Source organism: Octadecabacter ascidiaceicola, from assembly GCF_900185015.1.
In the GTDB taxonomy this organism is placed as follows: domain Bacteria; phylum Pseudomonadota; class Alphaproteobacteria; order Rhodobacterales; family Rhodobacteraceae; genus Octadecabacter; species Octadecabacter ascidiaceicola.
In genome coordinates this window covers 280,657-301,918 of record NZ_FXYD01000004.1, presented here as the reverse complement: position 1 = coordinate 301,918, position 21,262 = coordinate 280,657, and the positions used below count along the sequence as shown (strand labels likewise).

22 protein-coding genes, 1 tRNA gene and 1 pseudogene are annotated in these 21,262 nt (G+C 55.8%); 18 read left to right on the top strand and 6 right to left on the bottom strand.

From position 1 onward, the window contains the following. Positions 1-118 precede the first annotated feature (118 nt). Together pyrF and OCA8868_RS16695 are read left to right on the top strand one after the other, a co-directional pair. Entirely contained in the window at positions 119-817 is a 699-nt protein-coding gene (gene pyrF / locus OCA8868_RS13355) for an orotidine-5'-phosphate decarboxylase (protein WP_093997073.1), read from the top strand. A gap of 182 nt (positions 818-999) precedes the next feature. Next, positions 1,000-1,176: a hypothetical protein gene (locus OCA8868_RS16695; protein ID WP_179214858.1), complete on the top strand. Its 177-nt coding sequence runs from the start codon at positions 1,000-1,002 to the stop codon at positions 1,174-1,176. A 122-nt stretch (positions 1,177-1,298) separates the two neighbouring features. On the opposite strand, the gene OCA8868_RS13350 is transcribed toward OCA8868_RS16695, so the two are convergent. Continuing rightward, complete coding sequence (locus tag OCA8868_RS13350) at positions 1,299-1,574, bottom strand: NfeD family protein (protein ID WP_093997072.1); 276 nt, start codon at positions 1,572-1,574, stop codon at positions 1,299-1,301. 2 nt (positions 1,575-1,576) lie between these two features. After that, positions 1,577-2,458, bottom strand: coding sequence for an SPFH domain-containing protein (locus tag OCA8868_RS13345; protein WP_093997071.1), 882 nt, complete (start codon positions 2,456-2,458; stop codon positions 1,577-1,579). A 269-nt stretch (positions 2,459-2,727) separates the two neighbouring features. On the opposite strand from OCA8868_RS13345, the gene OCA8868_RS13335 reads away from it, so the two are divergent. Further along, positions 2,728-3,981 carry a DNA polymerase IV gene (locus OCA8868_RS13335; RefSeq protein ID WP_093997069.1) on the top strand — a complete coding sequence of 418 codons (1,254 nt, stop codon included), beginning with the start codon at positions 2,728-2,730 and terminating at the stop codon, positions 3,979-3,981. Here OCA8868_RS13335 and OCA8868_RS13330 read toward each other — a convergent pair whose 3' ends face one another. Then, on the bottom strand, positions 3,982-4,857 hold the full coding sequence (locus tag OCA8868_RS13330) for an N-formylglutamate amidohydrolase (protein WP_093997068.1): 876 nt from the start codon (positions 4,855-4,857) through the stop codon (positions 3,982-3,984). 147 nt (positions 4,858-5,004) lie between these two features. Here OCA8868_RS13330 and OCA8868_RS13325 point away from each other — a divergent pair. From OCA8868_RS13325 to OCA8868_RS13305, 5 genes and pseudogenes are all read left to right on the top strand, one after another. Beyond that, positions 5,005-5,079, top strand: a tRNA-Val gene (locus tag OCA8868_RS13325). 81 nt (positions 5,080-5,160) lie between these two features. Beyond that, positions 5,161-5,286, top strand: a complete 126-nt coding sequence (ykgO, locus tag OCA8868_RS13320) for a type B 50S ribosomal protein L36 (RefSeq protein WP_005850168.1) — start codon at positions 5,161-5,163, stop codon at positions 5,284-5,286. A gap of 135 nt (positions 5,287-5,421) precedes the next feature. Continuing rightward, positions 5,422-6,093: pseudogene (locus OCA8868_RS13315) on the top strand (cupin domain-containing protein). Continuing rightward, complete coding sequence (locus tag OCA8868_RS13310; RefSeq protein ID WP_093997067.1) at positions 6,090-6,431, top strand: FAD-dependent oxidoreductase; 342 nt, start codon at positions 6,090-6,092, stop codon at positions 6,429-6,431. The pseudogene OCA8868_RS13315 and the gene OCA8868_RS13310 overlap by 4 nt, the downstream one beginning before the upstream one ends. Before the next feature lie 205 nt (positions 6,432-6,636). Next, positions 6,637-6,846 carry a hypothetical protein gene (locus OCA8868_RS13305; RefSeq protein WP_093997066.1) on the top strand — a complete coding sequence of 70 codons (210 nt, stop codon included), beginning with the start codon at positions 6,637-6,639 and terminating at the stop codon, positions 6,844-6,846. 169 nt (positions 6,847-7,015) lie between these two features. On the opposite strand, the gene OCA8868_RS13300 is transcribed toward OCA8868_RS13305, so the two are convergent. Together OCA8868_RS13300 and OCA8868_RS13295 are read right to left on the bottom strand one after the other, a co-directional pair. After that, positions 7,016-7,549 carry a hypothetical protein gene (locus OCA8868_RS13300; protein ID WP_179214857.1) on the bottom strand — a complete coding sequence of 178 codons (534 nt, stop codon included), beginning with the start codon at positions 7,547-7,549 and terminating at the stop codon, positions 7,016-7,018. A gap of 686 nt (positions 7,550-8,235) precedes the next feature. Continuing rightward, positions 8,236-8,904 (bottom strand): GntR family transcriptional regulator, encoded by a 669-nt coding sequence (locus OCA8868_RS13295; RefSeq protein WP_093997065.1) that lies wholly within the window; start codon positions 8,902-8,904, stop codon positions 8,236-8,238. Between the two features lie 156 nt (positions 8,905-9,060). Here OCA8868_RS13295 and OCA8868_RS13290 point away from each other — a divergent pair, with 156 nt between their 5' ends. From OCA8868_RS13290 to OCA8868_RS13245, 10 genes are all read left to right on the top strand, one after another. After that, positions 9,061-10,116, top strand: a complete 1,056-nt coding sequence (locus OCA8868_RS13290; RefSeq protein WP_093997064.1) for a Gfo/Idh/MocA family protein — start codon at positions 9,061-9,063, stop codon at positions 10,114-10,116. A gap of 105 nt (positions 10,117-10,221) precedes the next feature. After that, positions 10,222-11,229: a TRAP transporter substrate-binding protein DctP gene (dctP, locus tag OCA8868_RS13285; protein ID WP_093997063.1), complete on the top strand. Its 1,008-nt coding sequence runs from the start codon at positions 10,222-10,224 to the stop codon at positions 11,227-11,229. Positions 11,230-11,254: 25 nt separating this feature from the next. Next, on the top strand, positions 11,255-11,857 hold the full coding sequence (locus tag OCA8868_RS13280; RefSeq protein ID WP_093997062.1) for a TRAP transporter small permease: 603 nt from the start codon (positions 11,255-11,257) through the stop codon (positions 11,855-11,857). Further along, positions 11,854-13,149, top strand: coding sequence for a TRAP transporter large permease (locus OCA8868_RS13275; protein ID WP_093997061.1), 1,296 nt, complete (start codon positions 11,854-11,856; stop codon positions 13,147-13,149). Before OCA8868_RS13280 ends, OCA8868_RS13275 begins: the two co-directional genes overlap by 4 nt. Continuing rightward, positions 13,149-14,900: a bifunctional sugar phosphate isomerase/epimerase/4-hydroxyphenylpyruvate dioxygenase family protein gene (locus OCA8868_RS13270; RefSeq protein WP_093997060.1), complete on the top strand. Its 1,752-nt coding sequence runs from the start codon at positions 13,149-13,151 to the stop codon at positions 14,898-14,900. The genes OCA8868_RS13275 and OCA8868_RS13270 overlap by 1 nt, the downstream gene beginning before the upstream one ends. Next, positions 14,897-15,691: a citryl-CoA lyase gene (locus OCA8868_RS13265; RefSeq protein WP_093997059.1), complete on the top strand. Its 795-nt coding sequence runs from the start codon at positions 14,897-14,899 to the stop codon at positions 15,689-15,691. The genes OCA8868_RS13270 and OCA8868_RS13265 overlap by 4 nt, the downstream gene beginning before the upstream one ends. Before the next feature lie 66 nt (positions 15,692-15,757). Further along, entirely contained in the window at positions 15,758-16,657 is a 900-nt protein-coding gene (locus tag OCA8868_RS13260; protein WP_093997058.1) for a sugar phosphate isomerase/epimerase family protein, read from the top strand. Next, entirely contained in the window at positions 16,638-18,047 is a 1,410-nt protein-coding gene (locus OCA8868_RS13255) for an aldehyde dehydrogenase family protein (protein WP_093997057.1), read from the top strand. The genes OCA8868_RS13260 and OCA8868_RS13255 overlap by 20 nt, the downstream gene beginning before the upstream one ends. After that, complete coding sequence (locus OCA8868_RS13250) at positions 18,044-19,840, top strand: thiamine pyrophosphate-binding protein (protein ID WP_245848246.1); 1,797 nt, start codon at positions 18,044-18,046, stop codon at positions 19,838-19,840. Before OCA8868_RS13255 ends, OCA8868_RS13250 begins: the two co-directional genes overlap by 4 nt. 12 nt (positions 19,841-19,852) lie before the next feature. Further along, positions 19,853-20,617, top strand: coding sequence for an HpcH/HpaI aldolase family protein (locus tag OCA8868_RS13245; RefSeq protein WP_093997055.1), 765 nt, complete (start codon positions 19,853-19,855; stop codon positions 20,615-20,617). Between the two features lie 305 nt (positions 20,618-20,922). Here OCA8868_RS13245 and OCA8868_RS13240 read toward each other — a convergent pair whose 3' ends face one another. Next, positions 20,923-21,261, bottom strand: a complete 339-nt coding sequence (locus tag OCA8868_RS13240) for a hypothetical protein (protein WP_093997054.1) — start codon at positions 21,259-21,261, stop codon at positions 20,923-20,925. Between the last annotated feature and the right edge of the window lies 1 nt (position 21,262).

The window sequence follows — 21,262 nt, the reverse complement described above, 5'->3', positions numbered from 1 at the left end:
ATGCGGCACAGGCTTGTTGGGGCCTCGTCCAATATATGGGGTCTGAACGTGCCCCCTTCAAGGCTGGTTGCTGATTAGGTCGTAGGCGCATAAAACGGCCAAAATATTGGAGAGAGCCATGACCACTGATGACCGCCTGATCGTTGCCTTGGATGTCCCTGACGCGTTGAGTGGGCTGGCATTGGCAGAACAGCTCGGCGATGCCGTTTCGTTTTATAAAATCGGCCTCGGCATGCTGACCGGCGGTGGCCTCGCCCTCGCAAATGAACTGGCGGATGAGCACGGCAAACGCATTTTCCTCGATATGAAACTGTTTGATATCGGTGCCACTGTTGAGGCCGCCGTGCGCGGGCTGTCCCAGTTCAACCACGACTTCCTGACGGTACATGGCGATCCCCACGTGGTGCGCGCAGCTGCCGAAGGCAAAGGTGGTACGGACATGAAGATCCTCGCCGTGACGATCCTGACATCACTTGATCGCAATGATCTCGATGCGTCTTGCATCAAGTCGGGCGATATCACGGACCTCGTGCAAGAACGTGCCGGCCTCGCGCTGTCCAACGGTGCGGATGGTGTCATCGCCTCCCCGCAAGAAGCAGCCCTTATTCGCGCCCTACCCGAGGCGGCTGGAAAGCTGATCGTCACCCCCGGTGTGCGCCCGGCGGGTGCCGAATTGGGTGATCAAAAGCGGGTCACCACACCTGCCCAAGCCATCGAAAACGGCGCAGATCACGTGGTTGTCGGCCGCCCAATTTGGCAGAACGCGGACCCAAAAGCCGCCGCCGAAGCCGTTCTGGCAGAACTCCGCTCATCCTAGCTTACGCCGCAAACGCTTAAAAATAAGGGTATCGGCATAGTTTTGCCGGCAATTATACCGTCGATTCACAAGTATGGGGGCAAACGTGAGTTTCTCCCCCCCTTAAATCTCGTCAAACTGACCCCAGATGTAGTGGAGGCAACAAGTTTTGCCACCACACCCAGCATTAAGGGGGATACGAGATGATAGAACTGAACAACATTCGCTACACAGGCCGAAGCTTTGAAGCAGCTGTCGTCTTGCCAACACGCAATGGACCGCTGAATTTCAATTGCCGCGTTGATGGGCCCGCCACACTCGATCCGTCACAGGTCAAACGGGCTTTGCTCGGCCACGCTGTGCGACAGCGCACTCGCTAGATTTTTGTGGAATATCTGACACTGCCTCTGTCCGAATTGTCCCTCGGACCGAACCTGCCTCGTGTTCAGATCAAACTGGCCCCGCCGTTGAGCGGGGCCTTTTTTATCACACCAAAGGCGCGCTAGTCGTTAATATCGCGATCCCAGATCTTCACCTGACCGCGACGAACGCCAAATATCTGACGCATCAAAACGTAGGCAATCAGTGAAAGCACCGCAAAGATCACAAGTGACCAAGCCAGCGACAGCCCAGTGCCAATCCCCAGCGCAATCATTGCACCTAGGAAAAACGCACCAACGGCGAAACCCAAAAATACCCAGCCTGGGGCAAAGACCTCGAGGATCGCAAGCACGAGAGACGCGCCCATCCAGACCCACCATTCATTGAACAAAGACATGATTAACGTCCTTTCAGCATTTTGAACGCGTCGCCAAAGCTCTCGATCAGGTTTGCTGGCAAGACGACGGTATTGCTACCAGCAGACGAGCTCATGGAATTAACGGCTTCAACCTGCTTCAACGCGACTTGGTACTGCGCCGCTTCCAAACCGTTCTCGGCAATCGCAACCGCAACAACCTGTGTCGCATAGGCTTCCGCATCCGCAGATACGCGGCGCGCTTTCGCGGCCTGTTCAGCGGCATATAGCTCCGCATCAGCCTGAAGCTCAACCGAACGTTTCTTACCTTCGGCCTCAGTCACCTGCGCACGACGCGCACGTTCCGCATTCAACTGCTGAAGCATCGCAGCACGTGTTGCCGCATCCAAGTTCACGTCAAGGATTTCAGCGCGCGTTACTTCGATTCCCCAGTCATCAACCTGCGCAGCAAGCTGGTCCTGAATAGCGAGGATCAGACCGGTGCGGTTTGCCTGCACTTGGTCCAATTCCATCTTACCGATTTCAGAACGCACAATACCTGCAACAGTTGTGGAAATCGCACCATCTACGTCGCGAATACGGTAGACAGTCTTTTCCGGTTCAATGATGCGGTAGAATACGGATGTTTCGACCTGCACCAACACGTTGTCTGATGTAATCGCATCTTGGCCCATGACCGGCAGCTGACGCTCAAGGATCGAAATCTTATGCGCAACGCGATCAAGGAATGGGATGATAAAGTTGATGCCTGGCCCAAGCACCGCGCGCAAACGACCAAAGCGTTCCACAACGTACTTTTCGGATTGCGGAACAATCCGCACACCAAGCAGAATACAAATGATAATAAAGGCTGCTAGCAACAGCAGGACGATATTCCCGCCAGTGATTAGGTTTTCAATGTCCATTTAGTCGTTCCTCAAATTTCTTTTTTTGTTGCGCGGCATACTTAAACATAACAAGGAAGCCGCCATTCTCTCGCAATCTAGATAGGGTCACTGCCCCCAGCGCGCAACCAATGCGACAGTAGACTTCGCAAGGCTGGAACCAGATTTGGCAAAATGGCCACATTCCATGATAGCCCAAAACGCCAACGCCCAGTTTCTTTGGCTCACAAATACTCACGCCCCGCAGGGCCCGCTTGCCACGTCTCCCCCGTCCCGCGTATTTACGTCCCATGCCAGCCCTTTGTCGCGCCTGCCTTCAAACTTTCGAAACGGGAACCCGTTGTCCCGTCTGTCGCTCCCCGCGCGTGACGGCCCACGGCGAGCTGTTCGATCTATCCATCGCGCATATGGATTGTGATGCCTTCTATGCCTCCGTCGAAAAGCGCGACAATCCCGAGCTTGAAGGCAAGCCCGTTATCATCGGCGGTGGGCATCGTGGGGTTGTCTCGACATGCTGTTATATCGCCCGTATCAAGGGCGTGCGCTCTGCCATGCCGATGTTTCAAGCGCTTAAACTTTGCCCCGAAGCGGTTATCGTGCCAGGTCGTATGGATCGGTACGTTGAGGTTTCTCGCCAAGTGCGCGCGCTGATGGATGAACTCACCCCAACTGTCGAACCCCTTTCCCTCGACGAAGCCTTCATGGACCTTACCGGCACCGAAAAACTGCACGGGGCCCCACCCGCTGTGATGCTAGCACGGCTGACGAAACGCATGGCCGAAGAAATCGGTATCACGGGGTCAATCGGGCTAAGTCACAACAAATTCCTCGCCAAGGTGGCGTCTGATCTGGACAAACCGCGCGGCTACTCAGTGATTGGCGCAAAGGAAACGACGGAATTCCTACGTCCAAAGCCCGTCAAATTGATCTGGGGCATCGGCCCTGTAGCACAACAAAGCCTCGATGCAGCAGGCATCCGTACCTTTGACGATCTTCTGCGTTGGGAGCGCCGTGACCTACACGAGCGTTTCGGAAGCATGGGGGAACGTCTGTATTCCCTCGCCCGTGGTGAAGACGCGCGGCGAATCTCGGCCAGCACTCCGGTTAAGGGGCTCAGCAACGAAACCACGTTTAATGAAGACACCAGTGACCCTGATATTCTGGATGGCCACATCTGGCGCATGGCGGAAAAAGTGTCTGATCGCGCCAAAGCGAAAGACAAAGCCGGCCGCGTGGTCACGTTGAAGTTGAAACGCGCTAACCACAAACTGCTGAGCAAACGACAAAGCCTGCACCAGCCAACCCAACTGGCGGACACGATCTATCGCACCGCACGCGCGTTGTTTGATCAAGTCGGCGATCAAGGGCCTTACCGCCTGCTTGGTGTTGGGATTTCTGAACTGGTGCCCGCTGGCGACGCTGACCGTGAAGGCGACTTACTCGACCCGAACGCAGGAAAACGCGCTGAAGCGGAGCGCGCAGCGGATGCCATCCGTGAGAAATTCGGAAAAGATGCTATCAAAAAGGGCCGTGCACTGCGTTAACTACTCGGCCGCGATCCGCAAATTGTTCTCACGTCCAATGTCTGCGATCTCAGCGATCACCCCATCCAACGCAGCTTTGAACGCTTTGAACTTCGAATTTGGCTTGATCGTAGCCTCGTCCATGTAAAGAGAGCGATTAATCTCGACCTGAACGGCGTGATAGTGTCGCGAAGGGCGCCCGTAGTGCTGACACATATAGGCACCGGCAAACGGCATGTTACGCGCAACCTTAAAGCCAGCAGAAGCAAACGCTGCCTCGACATGTTCAACTACGGAACTGGCCGCAGATGCCCCAAATCGATCCCCGAGCACAATATCAGGGCGCGTCGCTCCCGGCGGCCCGACATGTTCAAGCGCTTCATGCGGCATGGAATGGCAATCAATGAGAATGGCCTCGCCAAAATTCGCATGCGCTTCGTCCATCAAGGTTCGCAGCGTGTCATGATAGGGTCGCCAAACGTTGGTGATCCTTTCGTGCGCATCTTCTAGCGTAAGCTTCCCGCGATAGATTGCACGCCCATTGGCCACGACACGGGGAATCACCCCCAAACCACTGGCTATGCGCGGGTTATGTGCCACTCGGCGCACACCATCTATCACAGCTGGGTCAAGCTCATCTGGCCCCCGGTTCAAATCCAAATAAGCCCGCGGTGACTGCGCCAGAAGTAATGGTGCCCCATGTTCAATAGCTGCGCCGAACAACTCATCGACAAATGCATCCTCTGAAGAGCGCACCTCGATCTCGTTCAGCTCAATCCTACGCAAAAACGAGGCCGGATACTTGCGCCCGGAATGCGGCGATGCAAATACCACCGAGGTTGCGCGCGTTTCAGGGCGACGTAGTAGGTAGGACGGATTGTTCGTAACGTCAGTCATCGTGGCCCTTTCACGACCCACTGTAGCGCATTTTACGCATTTGCCAAAAGCCCTTGATCCCTATCCCGACTCTTTATATAGACCGCGACAACCGACGCGCGCTTGCGCGTCCTATTCGTTTATAGGGCGTTAAGTGTGTTAAGGAGTGGATGATTAGCTCAGCGGTAGAGCACTTCGTTGACATCGAAGGGGTCACTGGTTCGATCCCAGTATCGTCCACCATGAATTTTAGCCGCGCTGCTGGTCAGTGCATGAACGAAACTTAGGCGCCTTTCACCGCGCCGCGAGACAAAGGATAGAACCATGAAAGTTCGCAACTCCCTCCGGTCGCTGAAAAACCGCCACCGCGATTGCCGCGTTGTGCGTCGCAAAGGCCGCGTCTACGTGATCAACAAGACTCAGCGTCGTTTTAAGGCACGCCAAGGTTAAGTCACCTACGACAACAATTCGATAAAGCCGCGACCGATACATCGGGACGCGGCTTTTTCTTTCCCAGTTTCGTGTTTTGCTATCGATTGTGTTGTGTGTTTTCCATCGTTCAAAGCAGAACAGGAAAGGTGCCACATGGACCTCAATGCGGATTTTTCCCTACGGATCGTCCTAAGTTCAGAAAAAAATTGAATGGGTCCCCTCCTCGATGAAAGGAGTCGAGCGCCGAATGCTGGACCGTATCGGTGGTGAAGTTGTCCGCGTGACGACAATTGTTCGTTATGCACCAAACAGCTCGTTTTCAGCGCACTCACACACGGGCGGAGAAGAGTTCATCGTTTTGGACGGTGTTTTCTAAGATGAACATGGTGACTTTCCCAAAAGGCCTATGTACGTAACCCGCCAACATCTTCCCATACTCCGGGCTCAGAAGATGGATGCACCATATTCGTTAAACTTTGGCAGTTTGACATGGATGACCGCACCCAGTTCCGCAAAGACATGGCAGCAGAACTGGCCGTGCCTATTGATGGTGTTGCGACTGCGCAACTTCACAAAGATGATATTGAAACAGTGACGTACAGCCAATTGGACGCAGACGCGTCATTCACAATTCCGGCAGACGGCGGCCTTGAGATGTTGGTGATTGAAGGGGCCGTCACTGAATACGGTGAGGTGTTAGGCAAAGGCACATGGTTACGACTTCCAAGCGGCGATGCGCTAAGGGCAATTGCAAGCAACCAAGGGGCAAAGGTCTGGGTTAAAACAGGCCATTTGGCACATGCAAAACCACCGGCCACGGAATGAAAACACTTGTCACCGGTGGCGACCTATCCGGACTTGCTCCGGCAAACGCGCTTGAAGCACAGGAGCGCGACTATGCCCTAGTCGAGGCACGTGACCGCTTTGGTGGGCGGATGAAAACTATCAAGCTAGACGACGGGACCTTTGACATGAGCCCTGCTTGGCTTTGGCCCGGCCAACCTCGCATTGCCGCAATGATTAACGCGCTCGTGCTCACCAAGTTTGACCAATATGCCAACGGGGACCTGATGTTTGAGGATGAACAAGGTCGAGCCCAACGGGGGCGCGGGTTTTCTTCAATGGAGGGGTCCTGGCGACTGAAGGGTGGTTTGGCGCGATAATCGATGCTTTGGTTTCCCGCACTCCCGATCACAAACGGCAATCGGGTGTCGCAGTTACTCAATCAACAAAAACGGACTCAGATATCACAGCTCAGCTCGGGAATGGAGACAACGTTGTTGCCGACGAAGCCGTACTTGCCATCCTGCCACGCATCGCCGCGGTTTTTCCTTTTCCGCCCCTCTACCCGAAAATACGATCCGCGCGATGCAAGAAATCCCGACATGGATGGCAGGCCAAGCCAAAGCGGTCGCAATCTATAACGCACCGTTCTGGCGCGAGGATGCACTGTCTGGCGACGCCATGAGCAGACATGTACCGACGGTCGAAATCCATGACGAGTCCCCTTCCAAGGGCGAACCGTACGCATTGTTCAGGTTCATTGGCGTCCCGCCCCAACTGTGGAATACACTGTAACTTGGCCACTCTGTGAGATATAACCCCTTATTTCATTGAGTTTCCGCCCCCATTCGGCGGCCACAATGTCCACTTACCCAGATCAAATGGCCATCGAAAGTTTCAAACAAATGCCACCCGAAGGCAGCATTTGCAGTGATTTAAGGGGATTACCCTACTAAAGTGGCCGTCAGGGCGTCCCGAACCGAATCTCATTCGAGACATTATCCGGCGGTTGCTCGATACATTTCATAATCTCCGTCGGCGAAACCAACGCTCCGCTGAACCCATGATGATCCTTTAGTCTGCAAACTGCTTTCAGATGCAGACCGAACAAAAGCTCCAATATTGCCGACAGCGTAGCCTTGGTTTTCTCGGCCGCCTTTGCCAAATGTACATGACCTACCGGCACGTCTTCCACGACTTCAAATCGCCCCTCAATGAACTTCAAAACTTCCTGGATCGACCGGCCATCGATTGATTTACCAACCTTACTTTTGAGCTCATCATGATCCTGTATCCTGCGTAGCTGCCCCAGCTCGATCAGGGCAGCAACCATTGGTCGCGATGCAGACAACATATCTGGAACCCGAGCGAATGGCCTCGCATGCTTCGCTCGCTCGATGAGTGGTTTCGCCCTAGCATAATCGGCAACAACATTGGGCGCACCTTTCAACGGCTTCGCTTCATCAATAGCGCCAGCCAACTCCAGAATGTTCGTCAACGTCTTTGAATGAGGGTGCTCAACCTTCGCAATAGAGGCAACGGCACGAGGTTCCCAGCAAGAACCATTTGGGGCTTAACATTTAGTCGAGCAAATAGAGCTCGAACCTGACGCAGCAAGGGGCTCTGAGCAACAGCATGCCTCGCCCAACTTTCGTTTATATATGCGCTTTGACTATCTGGCATGGCATAGACAGAGTGTGCAGCGTCTTCGGTCGACCCTCCGGGGTTCAGACTATTGAATGCGATCCTCGATTCGTTCAAAGTGACTTCAGAACTGGCCAACAAGCACCAGCCCATAGTGTTTCCTGACTTGCGATATGCCTCTTCAAGATTTTTCCCGCAAATTGCACTCCACTCGGACTTGCCAAGTAGTTATCACAAACTACTGACAAAGCCGTAGTCTGGTTCACTGCAGCATGTAAGAATCATTGTACTCAACACACAAAATTTCGGCCTAAAGCGGGCATTCATGGTCCAGCTTGTCGCTGCGACGCAGCTTCGCTAGGCCAGACATTCAGGCAATGCCAGCAGCAAATCTATTCCTCGATAACCGTTGCGCGGGCTCAGCGCCATTCCGTTGCAATAGAGCATTTGACCGCTTCCTTTCTATAGCGGAGATGGGTGAGAGAGCACGAATGTGAGTGTGTCGATGGCACAGTGCGCGCACTCATAAACCGCCGTCGTTCATTCTTTGAGGTTCGCCATGGCCGCAAGTGTATGTTCCAACCCAAGACGGATATGGGTTTCCAATGCCGCTTTCGCCTTGGGAATGTCTCGGGCCAGAGCGGCCTCGAACATTGTCTTGTGTTCTAGCACCGCTTCGACCCCGCGATAGGTCAGCACCAACATTTGATAACGCAGGTATTTGTCGAAGATAGTCCCGTGCAATGACAACAGGTTTTGTGAGTTACAGGCTTGAATAAGGGCCTGATGGAATTCCCAATCGTAGCGTTTCCACTGTTCTTTCTGCGACGTGTCACCATCGAGCATCTTTTGTTCGATCAGGTGCAGTTTGTGATGAGCAGCGACCAGATTGCCTTCCCAATCGGCATCGCCACAAGCGATAGAGGTCTCCAGGGCAGAGCATTCCAGCAGGATGCGCAACTCCGCGATTTCGGTCAGGTCATCGGCTGATACCGGGCGGACGAAAAAACCGCGCTGTTCTGCGGCTTGCACAAATCCTTCGCTTGCCAATCGGTTTAGGGTCTCTCGCAGTGTCGAAACACTGGCGGCATAGCGGTCACGCAACCCGTCGAGCTTCAGTTTCGAGCCCGGAGCCAGCTCACCAAAGATGATGTCGCGCTTGATGCGTTCATATGTACTGGACCCAACTGTGGGTGTGGATTGTGACATGCCTGCCCTTACGCATTTCGAATTGGTCAGGGAATAACACGATCATCCGATATTCCTCAATGGTGGATAAAATATGCTGATATAAAAAATATCATATATTATTGCGAATCTGATTTACTCTGCTAGCGTGCGTTCAAGACTTAAGAAGAGGGCCACATGGGGCATCCACAAAAACTAGTTGTCGTTGGGGCCGGACTTGTCGGGCAACGTCACATCGCGGCCATTGGTCAAGTGTCCGGGGTTGAATTGGCCGCCGTGGTTGAACCAGGGCAGACCGAGCAGTCTGTACCAGTATTTGCCTCTTTGGACGCGGTGTTCGACGCGGTGGACGTCGATGGCGTGATCTTGTCGACACCGACATTACTGCATGTCGAGGGGGCTGCGGCTTGTGTAGAACGTGGAGTTCCGGTTCTCATCGAGAAACCATTGGCGGCATCTGCGGATGACGCTGAGGACCTGGTCAGAACCGCCCGCGCAAAAGGCGTGCCAATCCTCGTGGGACATCACCGGCGTCACAATCCGATCATTCAGAAAACGGCTGACCTTATCAAAGAAGGGGCCATCGGAGAGGTGCGCGCAGCTCAAGTCACTTGTTGGTTCTACAAACCTGACGACTATTTTGACGTAGCACCTTGGCGCAAAAAGGCCGGAGCAGGTCCGGTTTCGGTCAATCTGGTGCATGACGTGGACTTGATGCGTCATTTCCTTGGGGAGGTCGTCACTGTGCAAGCGCAATGCGCGCCATCCATGCGTGGATATGAAAACGAAGATCTGGCGGCGGCTGTTCTGCGCTTTGAAAGCGGGGCCGTTTGCACCATCACGGTGTCTGACAGCGTCGTGTCCCCGTGGAGTTGGGAACTGACCTCAAGGGAATACCCCATCTACCCTGCCACAAACGAATCCTGCTATCTGATTGGCGGATCAGAAGGGGCGCTAAGCGTCCCTGACATGCGGCTTTGGCAACACGAAGGCGGCACAAGTTGGTGGAATCCAATCAAGGCTACAGCGATGCCGGTCAGCTCATCGGACCCGCTCATTAATCAGATCGCTCACTTTGAAGATGTGATCCGCGGGCGCTGCGAGCCTTTGGTCAATGGTGAGGAAGGCCTCAAAACATTGCGCGTTGTAGAGGCGATCCAATCCGCAGCTCAAACTGAAAAACTGATCCGACTCAATGCAGGAGCGGAGAAACCCGCCAGCCTTGCTGGATAAAATATCCGATATTTTGCAAAATGTATTGCGAAATGGGGAAAATGAGGCATTAATACGCCGCACAATATGCCCAGAGGGGCACAAAACGTCTGGGAGGACACACACATGACACTGAAATTCACTCGTCGCGTCGCGATGGCCGCACTGGTCGCCGCAAGCTCGATTGCCGCTGTTCCAGCCTTCGCTGACGGTCACGCGATCCAGCTGCGCATGTCCACATCCGGTTCCGAAACGGATGCACGCTCTGTCGCTCTGGCCGAGGTCTTTGGCCCGTCCGTTGCGGGCTTCGCGTCCTACGAGCCATCCTACAATGCGACACTGTTCGATCAGGGTACGGAGTTGGACGCCATCAGCCGTGGCAACCTTGAGATGTCGATCACATCGGCTCAGGAACTTGCGCAGTTCTTCCCTGAGTTCTCGATTTTCGCAACAGGTTATGTGCATCAGGACGCTGCCCATCAGGTCCGCGTTTTCAACGACCCGCTGATGGACCCGTTCAAGCAGACTGTTGAAGACGAGCTTGGCGTGAAGCTTCTCTCGGTGATGTATCTGGGCCGCCGCCACGTGAACCTGCGCCAGACTCGCGAAGAGCTGGACGTTCAGACACCTGCTGACCTTGCTGGCGTGAACCTGCGTATGCCGGGTACGGATGCGTGGCAGTTCCTTGGCGCCGCTTTGGGTGCAGCACCGACGCCGATGGCTTTCACCGAAGTTTACACCGGCCTGTCCACAGGCGCGATTGACGGTCAGGACAACCCGCTGCCAACAGTTGTGGATCGCAAGTTCTACGAAGTGACAAACCAGATCGCTCTGACGTCGCACCTCGTTGATTTGAACTACATCGCCATCTCCGCCGAGACGTTCAACTCCATGTCGCCCGAGCAACAGTTGACCGTTCAGCGTGCGGCCGATGCCGCCGCGTCTGTTGGCCGTCTGCGTCAACTTGAGTTGGAAAACAATTTGGCCGCTTTCCTCGAAGAGAACGGCGTGGAAGTCTACACACCTGACACAGCCGCATTCCGCGAGCATGTCCAGGCGCAGTATGTTGGCTCCGAGTTTGCCGCCAGCTGGCCCGAAGGTGCGCTGGACGCGATCAACGCGCTAGGCAACTAAGACCTGAAAGAGAGAGGGACCTGCCATGAAGACTGTTTTCCGGTGGGTCTCTCGGGTTTCTGATGCGATCGCGGCCACATTGTTGGCCGTGATCTTTTTTACCTTTCTATTGCAAATTGCCACGCGTTACGCGCCGAAAATCATTGATTACTTCGGGCTTGCCGAAACCTTTCCCGCCCTTGGCGCCATACAACCCCTTGGTTGGACCCTAGAGCTAATCGCGATCCTTTGGGTTTGGGTGATCTTTTTTAGCTGCGCCTTCGTTGTACGCGAATGGGACCACGTGAAATTCGACATTATCTATTTGTCGGTGTCCCGACGGACGCGGACGATCTTCGCTGTCATCTCAGCGGTCGCAATCGTGGCGGGTATGCTCTACGCGTTGCTGCCCACGCTCGACTACATCGACTGGATGAAAATCCGCAAAACCTCGACCGTGCGGAACCCGTTCACGGGCGGCAAAATCCCGATGCGAACGATCTTCAGCGTCTACGGCGCTTTCATGATCGTCGTCGCGATACGCTACGCTTGGCTGGCAATTGATACCATCCGCAATGGCCCGCCGAAGACCGAACTTGAAGTCGTGCTTGAGGCAGAAGCTGCCGCTGAAGCGGAGAAACCATCATGAGCTTCGAACTTGCATCCCTTCTTTTCACGCTTTTCCTCCTCGCGGGTATCGGTACACCAATCGGCTATTCGATCCTCTTGAGTGCGGTTGTCTATTTGGGGCTGTCGGGCCTAGACGTTGCGCTTGCGGGCGAGAAGATCCTGCAAGGCTTCTATGGTAGCGCGATCCTACTGGCGGTCCCGTTGTTCATTGTCGCCGCCAACATCATGAATGCAGGCTCGATCACAGATCGTTTGCTGCAGTTCTGCGTGGCGGTTGTGGGGCGATTCAAGGGAGGCATGGGCCACGTGAATGTCGTGGCCTCGTTGATCTTCTCGGGCATGTCGGGGTCTGCTGTGGCAGATGCTGCAGGTATCGGCAAAATCATCATCTCGATGATGACCCGTTCGGGCAAATACTCGCGCGGCTATGCGGCCGCGATCACCGCCGCGTCGGCCACAATTGGCCCGATCATCCCGCCTTCTATCCCGATGGTTCTCTATGCGCTGATCTCGAACGCTTCAATCGGGGCGCTGTTTCTTGCCGGTATCCTACCGGGCCTCATCATGGGCGTCGTGCTGATGGGGATGAACGGCTATCTTGCTCACAAACGTGGGTTTGAGACCGAAGAGCCCGTGCCGCTGAAAGACCTGCCGCGCGTCACGGGCAAGGCGTTTCCTGCGCTGCTCATGCCGGTCATCCTGCTCTATGGCATCTATGGCGGCGTGACTACGCCGACGGAAGCCGCTGCCGTGGCCGCGTTCTATGCGCTTATGCTGGCGGCCCTGTTTTACAGGTCGCTGTCGTTCAAAGCGCTCTATAACGTGTTTGTCGATTCCGCGCGGTCCTCTGCGGCTGTCGGCATCGTCATCGGCGGCGCGTTCATCCTCAACTTCATCGTGATCACCGAACAAATTCCGCAGTCTATCTCTATGGTGCTGGAAGGGGCCGACATAAGCCCGCTGATGTTCTTGATTATGGTCAATGTTCTTATTCTGCTACTGGGCTGCGTGTTGGACGCCACGACGATCATCCTCGTGATCGTTCCGCTGTTCATCCCAACCTGTGAGGCGCTGGGGATTGATCTGGTCCACTTCGGGGTGTTGGTCGTTGTGAATTCGATGATAGGTCTAATTACACCGCCCTACGGAATTCTGCTATTCGTCATCAATGCGGTTACTGACATCCCGTTGCGCGAGATCATCTCCGAAATCTGGGCCTTCCTCGCGGTGCTGATCCTTGCGCTGATCATTATGATGTTGTCGCCTGATCTGGTGCTCTGGCTGCCGCGGCTCTTGGGCTATCAAGGCTGATGCTGACGATCCCGACACATGTTGTTCCGGGGGCGCTGCCAGAGAAACTGCACTCTATCGCAGCCATGGGATTTGAAGCGATTGATTTGAGCCTGACGGATGTGGCCCAGTTTGATGGGACGCTCGTCGAGCTTGCTTCTCTGATTGCTGAAGTGGGCCTAAAGATTGCGTCGCTAGGACCGCTTGCGTCGGACGCCACGGCTTCCCTCATTGCCGCGAAGGTGGATATGGCGGGGGTTCTGGGCGCGGGATTACTCATCGTTGAGGTTGACACTCACGTGCCGAATGACTTGCCGGATCTGAAAGGGGTGAGGTTGGCGCTGCGGCCCACGCGAACCGTAGAGGCGGAGGTGGTCTCATTCGTCGCGGCACAAGCAAATCCGCTGATCGGCCTAGCCTTGAATTCGTTCGACGTTCTAGGCGACGGGTCCCGTCCGGCCCGCTTGCGCGAACTTGACGGTGCGCGCGTCTTTCATGTCGCCCTCTGGGACGGACCCGTACACCCAATGTTGCCGGGGCAAGGGACGCTCAATCTTGGCGGTTTGGCGCGGGTTCTGGCGCGTTCAGGGTACGTTGGCCCGTGGTCGGTTGGTGCAACCCCCGAAGGGCCGGACACGGTACGCAACGCCTACCGTTCGCTGGTGACGGTTCTATCCGACGCAGCCCAGACAGAACCCTTGCTGCGAGAGGTGCCACCCGATCTTCCGGCAAAAGTCCCTGCCAAAGGAATTGAGTTTATCGAATTCGCGGTCGACGCCGTTGGGGCGGATGAGCTTGAAACGGTTCTGGTCTCGATGGCGTTCCGGTGTGAACGCCAGCATCGCTCAAAGCAGGTGGCCTTATGGAGACAGGGCGCGGTTAACATCGTGATCAACCGCGACGGCGCAGGCCACGCAGCGCAGACCGTCATGGAGCATGGCCCATGCGTGTGTGACATGGGGCTGCGCGTCCAAAATGCGTCAGAGACGGTCGCACGGGCCAAAGCATTGGGTTCACAGAACTTTTCGCAGTCGGTCGGCCTCGGGGAACTAAACATTCCGGCCGTTCGTGGTGTCGGCGGCAGTGTCATTCACTTCATCGATGAACAGTCGGACCTGCATCGTGTCTGGGACATCGAATTTGAACCGGTTTCCCGCACCAAGTCGACCCCGCCTGCGGGTCTGCGCCGGATCGATCACGTCGCGCAAACCATGCGTTATGACGAAATGCAAAGCTGGTTGCTCTACTATCTCACCACGTTCGAGATGACCAAGTCACCAATCGTCAATGTTGCCGACCCTTCGGGTATCGTGCGCTCTCAGGCCATCGAAACGCCTGAAGGCACGGTGCGGCTGAACCTGAATGGGGCCGCTGGATCAGACACGCTCGCGGGGTCATTTGTATCAGGGCGGCCCGGTGCGGGCGTGCAGCACATTGCATTTCAGACCGACGATATTTTCGAAACCTCCGATCGACTTCAGGTCGCCGGATTTGACCGCTTGCCCATTCCGCAAAACTACTACGCTGACACCCAGGCTTCATTCGGGTTGAGTGACGCGGTGACCGCTGATCTGCGCCGCCACGACATCCTTTATGACGAAGATGAACACGGTGCCTATTTTCAGCTTTATGGGCAAAGCCTGTTCGACGGGTTTTTCTTCGAAATTGTTCAACGCAAGGGGCGATACGCGGGGTATGGCGCGCGCAATGCACCGATCCGGCTGGCGGCGCAGTCCCAATCCAGAACCAAGACACAAGAAGGTGCCGTATGAGCGACGACGCAGAAGCAATCCGCGCGTGGTGGCGCACATCCATCATCGACATGTCCCCGGGCAAGATTGCCTTTAGAGGCCATCCGATCGAAGAACTGATCGGCAACGTATCCTTTCCGCAAATGATTTGGCTGATGACGGCTGGGCGTTTGGCCTCCCCAGAAGAGGCCGCTTTGTTGGAAGCCGCTTTGGTCGCCGGGGTCGACCATGGCCCGCAGGCCCCGTCGATTGCCGCTGCGCGAATGGCTGCGACCTGTGGTGTCGGCCTCAACAACGCGATGGCCAACGGCGTGAATATGTTGGGCGATGTGCACGGCGGAGCTGGTGAGCAATGTGCAGAGCTCTATTACGATATCAATGAGCGGATAGACGGTGGGGTCTCGTTGGAAGAGGCTGTGCATTCCGGCCTTGATGAATGGCGCACCGAGAACGGCAAGATCGTCAGCGGCTTTGGTCACCGGTTCCACAATCCCGTGGACCCCCGTGCGCCCCGCTTGATGGCGCTGGTACGCGAGGCGGCGAAAGCTGGCACAGTCTCCGGCCGCTATGCCGACATTGGCGAGGCCGTCCAGGCAAACCTGAGCGCGCGCAAGCCACTGGCGATGAATATTGATGGGGCCACAGCGGTGATCTTCTGCGAACTTGGTTTCCCGGCGCCACTTTCACGCGGGCTGTTTTGCCTGTCCAGATCTGTCGGCATCCTGTCACACGCGTGGGAGCAGATGCAGCAGGGCGGACGCAACAAAGGGCCAATGCCGCCGGCCTATCTGCCAAAATATGACAAAGTATAAAATATCATAGATTTTTGATTACCTACTATGATAATGCTACAGGCAGATACCATGAGGTGATTCACAATGCCCGACGAGACATGCGATCCGCTCTACTCCTTGGCGCATCTGACTCTCATCAATGCGACGGCACCGGAACTGATCTACATCGCCGCCCGCGCAGGCTACGATGCCGTTTCCCCACGCTTCATTCAGATGAACGTGCCCGGGGAATTTCGCGAAAGCCCGATCGACAAGGCTATGGTCTCTGCCACCAAGACCGCACTTCAGACCACTGGATTGAAGGTATTGGACATTGAGCTGGCCCGCATAACCGAGGATTGTGACCCACGGACTTTCGAGGCCGCTTGCGAGTTGGGAGGCGAGTTGGGGGCCAGCCGCATGATCATGTCTGCATGGACCCCCTCGCGAGACGATCGCAACTTCATCGTCGACTGCTACGCGGAGACCTGCGAAATCGCGGCACCCTACGGAATGTCTGTTGACCTTGAGTTCCCCAGCTTCAGCCGGTTGCGGACGTTAGACGAAACGCTGGACATCGTCCGTGCCGCCGATCAACCAAATGGCGGTATTCTGGTTGATACGCTCTACTTACATCTTTCGCGGGTCGACATTGCCGAACTCCTTCACGTCCCCGGTGACCTGCTGAACTTCCTTCATATTTCTGACGCCCTGCCTGGTATCGCCGATACCCGAGAGGGCATGATCCAGCTGGCCCGCGATGCACGTCTATACCCCGGCGAAGGTTGCATCGATTTCGCTGGCATAATCGAACGCATGCCTCCCGTCGATTACTCCATTGAACTCCCCAACCAATCCCGCGTTGCGGAATTGGGCTTTGAAGAACACGCGCGCCGCTGTTTGCAGCGCGCCAAACGCACCTTTGGTCACATCCGATCCCAACGGCGCACCCACCCGATCCCACCACAAGAAAGCACGATGACAGATGGCCAAAGAGCTCACTGAAGAAGACCGCAGTCTAGCGGCAGACATGATCGCCCGCGCCCGAAAGGCGATGGCAGAAATTGAAGGCTGGTCGCAAGCCGACCTCGACCGCCTTTCGCAAGCCATCGCTTGGTATGCGGGCAATGAAAAGACCTTTACACGGTTGGCCGAGCAAGGTGTCGACGAAAGTGGCATCGGCGACCGTGCAGGTCGTCCGGCCAAGCGTTTTAAAATCCAGATGGTGTTGCGAGATGTGTTGCGTACGCCTTCCACGGGTGTTGTTGAAGTGGACGAAGCCAAAGGGCTAGCGAAGTATGCCAAACCCGCCGGTGTCATTGCCTCTCTCATCCCGATGACGAACCCAGCCATGACGCCGCCAGTGACGGGCGTATCTTCGGCCAACGCTCGCAATGCGGTGATCTTCTCGCCGCACCCGCGCACCGCGCAGACCACGTGGGAGATGACAGAAGTGATGCGGGCGGCCTGTAAGGCTGTCGGAGCGCCGGAAGATCTGTTCCAATGCGTTCGCCAGCCGTCAATCCCTTTGACACAGCACCTGATGGAGAAATGCGATCTAACACTTGCCACCGGCGGCAAGCCAATGGTCAAGGCCGCCTATTCCTCGGGCCGCCCAGCCTATGGCGTGGGCGCGGGCAATTCGTCCATCGTGATAGATGAAACCGCCGACATCGAAATCGCAGCGCAGAATACGCGCATATCCAAAACGTCTGACTTTGGGTCCGGTTGCTCTGCGGATGGCAATATCATCATCCAGAAGTCGATCTACGATGACATGGTCGTAGCCCTTCAGGCTGAAGGTGGATACCTGTGCAACGACGAAGAAAAGGCGTTGCTGGAAAAGGCCATGTGGGATGAAAAGGGCAATCGCACCTTCCCGACAATCGCCTGTAAGCCTCAGCAGACTGCGGATGTGGCGGGTTTCTCGATCCCTGAGGATCGCAAGTTCCTGATGGTGGAAAATCAGGGCCAGATCGGGCCCCAGCACAAATTCTCGAAAGAGAAGTTGACCACGTTGATGGCACTCTACCACTTCGATACTTTTGATGATGCGCTCGACACGGTTCGTGCAATCTACAACACCGGTGGCAAAGGCCATTCCTGCGGCATCTACAGCCACAACGACGCCAACATCGACGCTTTGGCGCGGGTTGCCCCGGTCAGCCGCATGATGGTGCGTCAGCCGCAATCCAAAGCCAATGCAGGCGCTTGGACCAACGGTATGCCCATGACCAGTTCACTGGGCTGCGGCATCTGGGGCGGCAACATCACCAATGAGAACGTTACCATGAAGCACATGATGAATTACACTTGGGTCGCCCGACCCATTGCCGAAGATCGGCCCAGCGAGGAAGAGCTGTTCGGTGAGTTTTACGGACAGGAGATTGCATGATGGACGGCAGCAAAATAAACGGCAAAACGGTCGCGGAACATATCGTTGATTTCCTTCAGCGCCGCGAAGTTGAACATGTCTTTGGCCTGTGCGGGCACACAAACATTGCCGTACTTGCCGCGCTAGCGGAAAGCCCAATTGAATTCATCACTGTGCGTCATGAGCAAATCGCAAGTCATGCCGCCGACGCCTATGCACGGGTAACTGGGCGCGCGTCTGTGGTGTTGTCGCACCTGTCCCCCGGTTTGACCAACTGTGCCACAGGTGTGGCAAATGCCGCGCTTGATTGTATCCCGATGGTGGTGATCGCAGGTGACATTCCGACACATTACTACGGCAAGCACCCCCACCAAGAGGTCAACCTGCATGCGGACGCGGCCCAGTGGGAAATTTACCGCCCCTTCGTCAAACGCGCCTGGCGGGTTGACCGTGCTGATCTGATGGCGGAAATCCTGGAGAAGGCGTTCCACTTGGCTGAAAGCGGGCAGCCCGGTCCGGTCTTGGTGAACGTGCCGATGGATATCTTTTCTGAGGTGATCCCATCAGACACCTTTGACCGCGTGGCCAAGAACACCCTTGCGTTGAAAAAACCATCGATCGACGATGACACTGCGCGGGAGATAATTGAGAAACTCGCGCATGCCGAGAAGCCTGTGGCCTATGTCGGCGGAGGTATTCTTTTGGCGCAGGCCTCCGACGAGCTGGCGGCGTTTGCCAGTCACATGGGTCTGCCCATCGCACATTCCCTGATGGGCAAAGGCGCAGTGCGCGATGACCACCCATTGGTGATGGGGATGACGGGGTTTTGGGGTACGGAGTTGGTGAACCAAACCTGCCTGAATGCGGATGTTGTTTTCGCTGTTGGCACCCGTTTCAAGGAAGCCGATTGTTCCAGCTGGTACCCTGGCTACACCTTTAATATTGGGGCCGAAGGCAATGACACAAAGGTCATTCATATCGACATCGAACCGCAAGAAATCGGCCGGAACTATCCGACTGAAATCGGGGTGGTGGCGGATGCGAAGGCGGCTTTACGTGTCCTGACCCGCGTGGCCAAAGAGATGTATCCAAATGGGTTTGGACGCGCAGAGAAGAAGGTCGAAATCTCCGACTTCCGGTCCAGTTTCAAAGCCTCGAACGTGGAAATGCAAACCTCGACAGCCTTCCCGATGATGCCGGAGCGTATTTTGGCAGACACCCGCACCGCGCTTCCTGATGACGCAATCATCACAACGGATGTAGGATGGAACAAGAATGGCGTCGGCCAGCAATTCGATATCCTGACTCCGGGGTCAATCCTGACGCCGGGGGGATTTGCGACCATGGGCTTTGGCCCCCCGGCAGCGATTGGCGCAAAATTGGCGGCCCCCGATCGCGTGGTTCTTAGCCTTGTAGGCGATGGCGGTTTTGGACAAAACCCCTCGATGCTTGCGACAGCTGTCGAGCTCAACCTCGGTATCATTTGGTTGGTGATGAACAACAACGCCTTTGGCACCATCGCGGGCCTGCAAAAGGCGCACTACGGCCTGACCTATGGCACGACGTTCCCCGGCACGCCGGACGCGCCAACCAACGGGCCGGGCTACGCCGAGATCGCGCGGGCCTATGGGGCAGAGGGTATTCGCATTTCTGCTGCGGATGAGCTATTGCCAGCGCTTCAAGCGGCCATCGCCAGCGGCAAGCCCACGGTGTTGGATGTGCCCATGATCAACAACCCGACGCCGACGACGGGCCATTGGAATATCCTTGATATTTACAGCCCCGACAAAGACGTCAGCCACGTGGCAACCTAGAAGGGCGACCCAATGCGAAACCCCGTGAACCGTTTCAAATCCGCCCTTGCAGATGGGGAACGGCAATTGGGGATCTGGAACACCGTCGGCGGCAACACGGTGCCGGAGCTGCTCGGCGGTTCCGGTTTCAATTGGGTTCTGGTGGATTGCGAGCATGCCGCAATCGAAACGGTCGAAGTCTTGCCCGCGCTTCAGGCCATCGGTCAAAACCCTGATACGTCTGCCGTTGTCCGTGTCGCGGCCAATGACCCGACGCTGTTCAAACGGGTTTTGGACATGGGCGCACAAAGCGTGATGGTGCCCTACGTGCAGACTGCAGAAGAGGCCGAAGCCGCTGTTGACGCGATGCACTACGGCCCCAAAGGTATGCGCGGCATGGCTGGCATGACCCGTGCCACACGCTACGGCAAGGTCGATGATTACTTCACATCCGCAGAAGAGCAGCTTTATTTGATTGTGCAGGTCGAAACTATCCAAGGGCTGGCGAACCTCAGGTCCATAGCGCGCACCGACGGCGTAGACGCCGTTTTCATCGGTCCTGCCGATCTAAGTGCCAGTATGGGGCTGACGGGACAGATGGCCCATCCGGACGTGGACAAGGCTGTCAGCAAAGCGATAACCGATCTAGTGGACATGGGCGTGCCCGCCGGCGTTATGGCCCTAGATCCCGATGTCGCCGACCGCTATCTGGCTCTTGGTGCCACGTTTGTGGCGGTAGCCGTGGATTTAGTGCTGCTGGCGGACGCAGTCGCCGTGATCCACAAGCGTTTCAATTAAGGCCAGCAGTCCAATTGGCTGAGAAGTGCGATCGTTAGAGATGAACTTCCTCCATTTATCTGGGAGTAGAATCTGTTGTGCGGCGCTTAGAATTACACTTGCCCTAGAACCCAAGCTGCGACGATTTGGGATTTCTCTATTTCGGCCGTTTGTGACGAGACAAAAGTGCTGCCGACTGAGGTATCATGGGGGTGTTTAACCTCGGATTTCGTGTGGAGAGCGTGGCGAACAGGAGTCTTAGGTTTCGACGCATAAATCCTTCGTAGTCTTGGAGTTCTTCAAGATTTGACGAGCAGTTGGTTTCGCTAACCGCCGAAGTGAACGCAGACACCAAGCGCTAAGAGACCCAACCCGCCTTTCAGGGGTGTGAGGCAGACACGGTTTTCTTCGGCCAAATCATACATGCCTGTGGAGGAATGCAGTCGCTCAAGATATCGCACCGAACGGATTTTGATTCGACGCATGTCATACGAATACAACCTGTCTTCATCCGCCATGCGACCTGCTTCTATCTCAATAGGCTGAACCCGCTCGCGGGTAGTCTTCAAAAAGGCCTTCAACCGCGCTTCCACATCCCGCAGCTTGGGCAGGTCATCGTAGAAGGTTAGATCGTGAAACGGGATCTTGGATTGAGATTGGGTCAAG

Coding starts and splice junctions, on each gene's coding strand:
- OCA8868_RS13335 (WP_093997069.1), top strand. CDS start 2,728: ATGCCAGCCCTTTGTCGCGCCTGCCTTCAAACTTTCGAAACGGGAACC.
- OCA8868_RS13295 (WP_093997065.1), bottom strand. CDS start 8,904: ATGTCACAATCCACACCCACAGTTGGGTCCAGTACATATGAACGCATC.
- OCA8868_RS16695 (WP_179214858.1), top strand. CDS start 1,000: ATGATAGAACTGAACAACATTCGCTACACAGGCCGAAGCTTTGAAGCA.
- pyrF (WP_093997073.1), top strand. CDS start 119: ATGACCACTGATGACCGCCTGATCGTTGCCTTGGATGTCCCTGACGCG.
- OCA8868_RS13290 (WP_093997064.1), top strand. CDS start 9,061: ATGGGGCATCCACAAAAACTAGTTGTCGTTGGGGCCGGACTTGTCGGG.
- OCA8868_RS13265 (WP_093997059.1), top strand. CDS start 14,897: ATGAGCGACGACGCAGAAGCAATCCGCGCGTGGTGGCGCACATCCATC.
- OCA8868_RS13330 (WP_093997068.1), bottom strand. CDS start 4,857: ATGACTGACGTTACGAACAATCCGTCCTACCTACTACGTCGCCCTGAA.
- OCA8868_RS13245 (WP_093997055.1), top strand. CDS start 19,853: ATGCGAAACCCCGTGAACCGTTTCAAATCCGCCCTTGCAGATGGGGAA.
- OCA8868_RS13250 (WP_245848246.1), top strand. CDS start 18,044: ATGATGGACGGCAGCAAAATAAACGGCAAAACGGTCGCGGAACATATC.
- OCA8868_RS13275 (WP_093997061.1), top strand. CDS start 11,854: ATGAGCTTCGAACTTGCATCCCTTCTTTTCACGCTTTTCCTCCTCGCG.
- OCA8868_RS13255 (WP_093997057.1), top strand. CDS start 16,638: ATGGCCAAAGAGCTCACTGAAGAAGACCGCAGTCTAGCGGCAGACATG.
- ykgO (WP_005850168.1), top strand. CDS start 5,161: ATGAAAGTTCGCAACTCCCTCCGGTCGCTGAAAAACCGCCACCGCGAT.
- OCA8868_RS13345 (WP_093997071.1), bottom strand. CDS start 2,458: ATGGACATTGAAAACCTAATCACTGGCGGGAATATCGTCCTGCTGTTG.
- OCA8868_RS13350 (WP_093997072.1), bottom strand. CDS start 1,574: ATGTCTTTGTTCAATGAATGGTGGGTCTGGATGGGCGCGTCTCTCGTG.
- dctP (WP_093997063.1), top strand. CDS start 10,222: ATGACACTGAAATTCACTCGTCGCGTCGCGATGGCCGCACTGGTCGCC.
- OCA8868_RS13270 (WP_093997060.1), top strand. CDS start 13,149: ATGCTGACGATCCCGACACATGTTGTTCCGGGGGCGCTGCCAGAGAAA.
- OCA8868_RS13280 (WP_093997062.1), top strand. CDS start 11,255: ATGAAGACTGTTTTCCGGTGGGTCTCTCGGGTTTCTGATGCGATCGCG.
- OCA8868_RS13310 (WP_093997067.1), top strand. CDS start 6,090: ATGAAAACACTTGTCACCGGTGGCGACCTATCCGGACTTGCTCCGGCA.
- OCA8868_RS13260 (WP_093997058.1), top strand. CDS start 15,758: ATGCCCGACGAGACATGCGATCCGCTCTACTCCTTGGCGCATCTGACT.
- OCA8868_RS13305 (WP_093997066.1), top strand. CDS start 6,637: ATGCAAGAAATCCCGACATGGATGGCAGGCCAAGCCAAAGCGGTCGCA.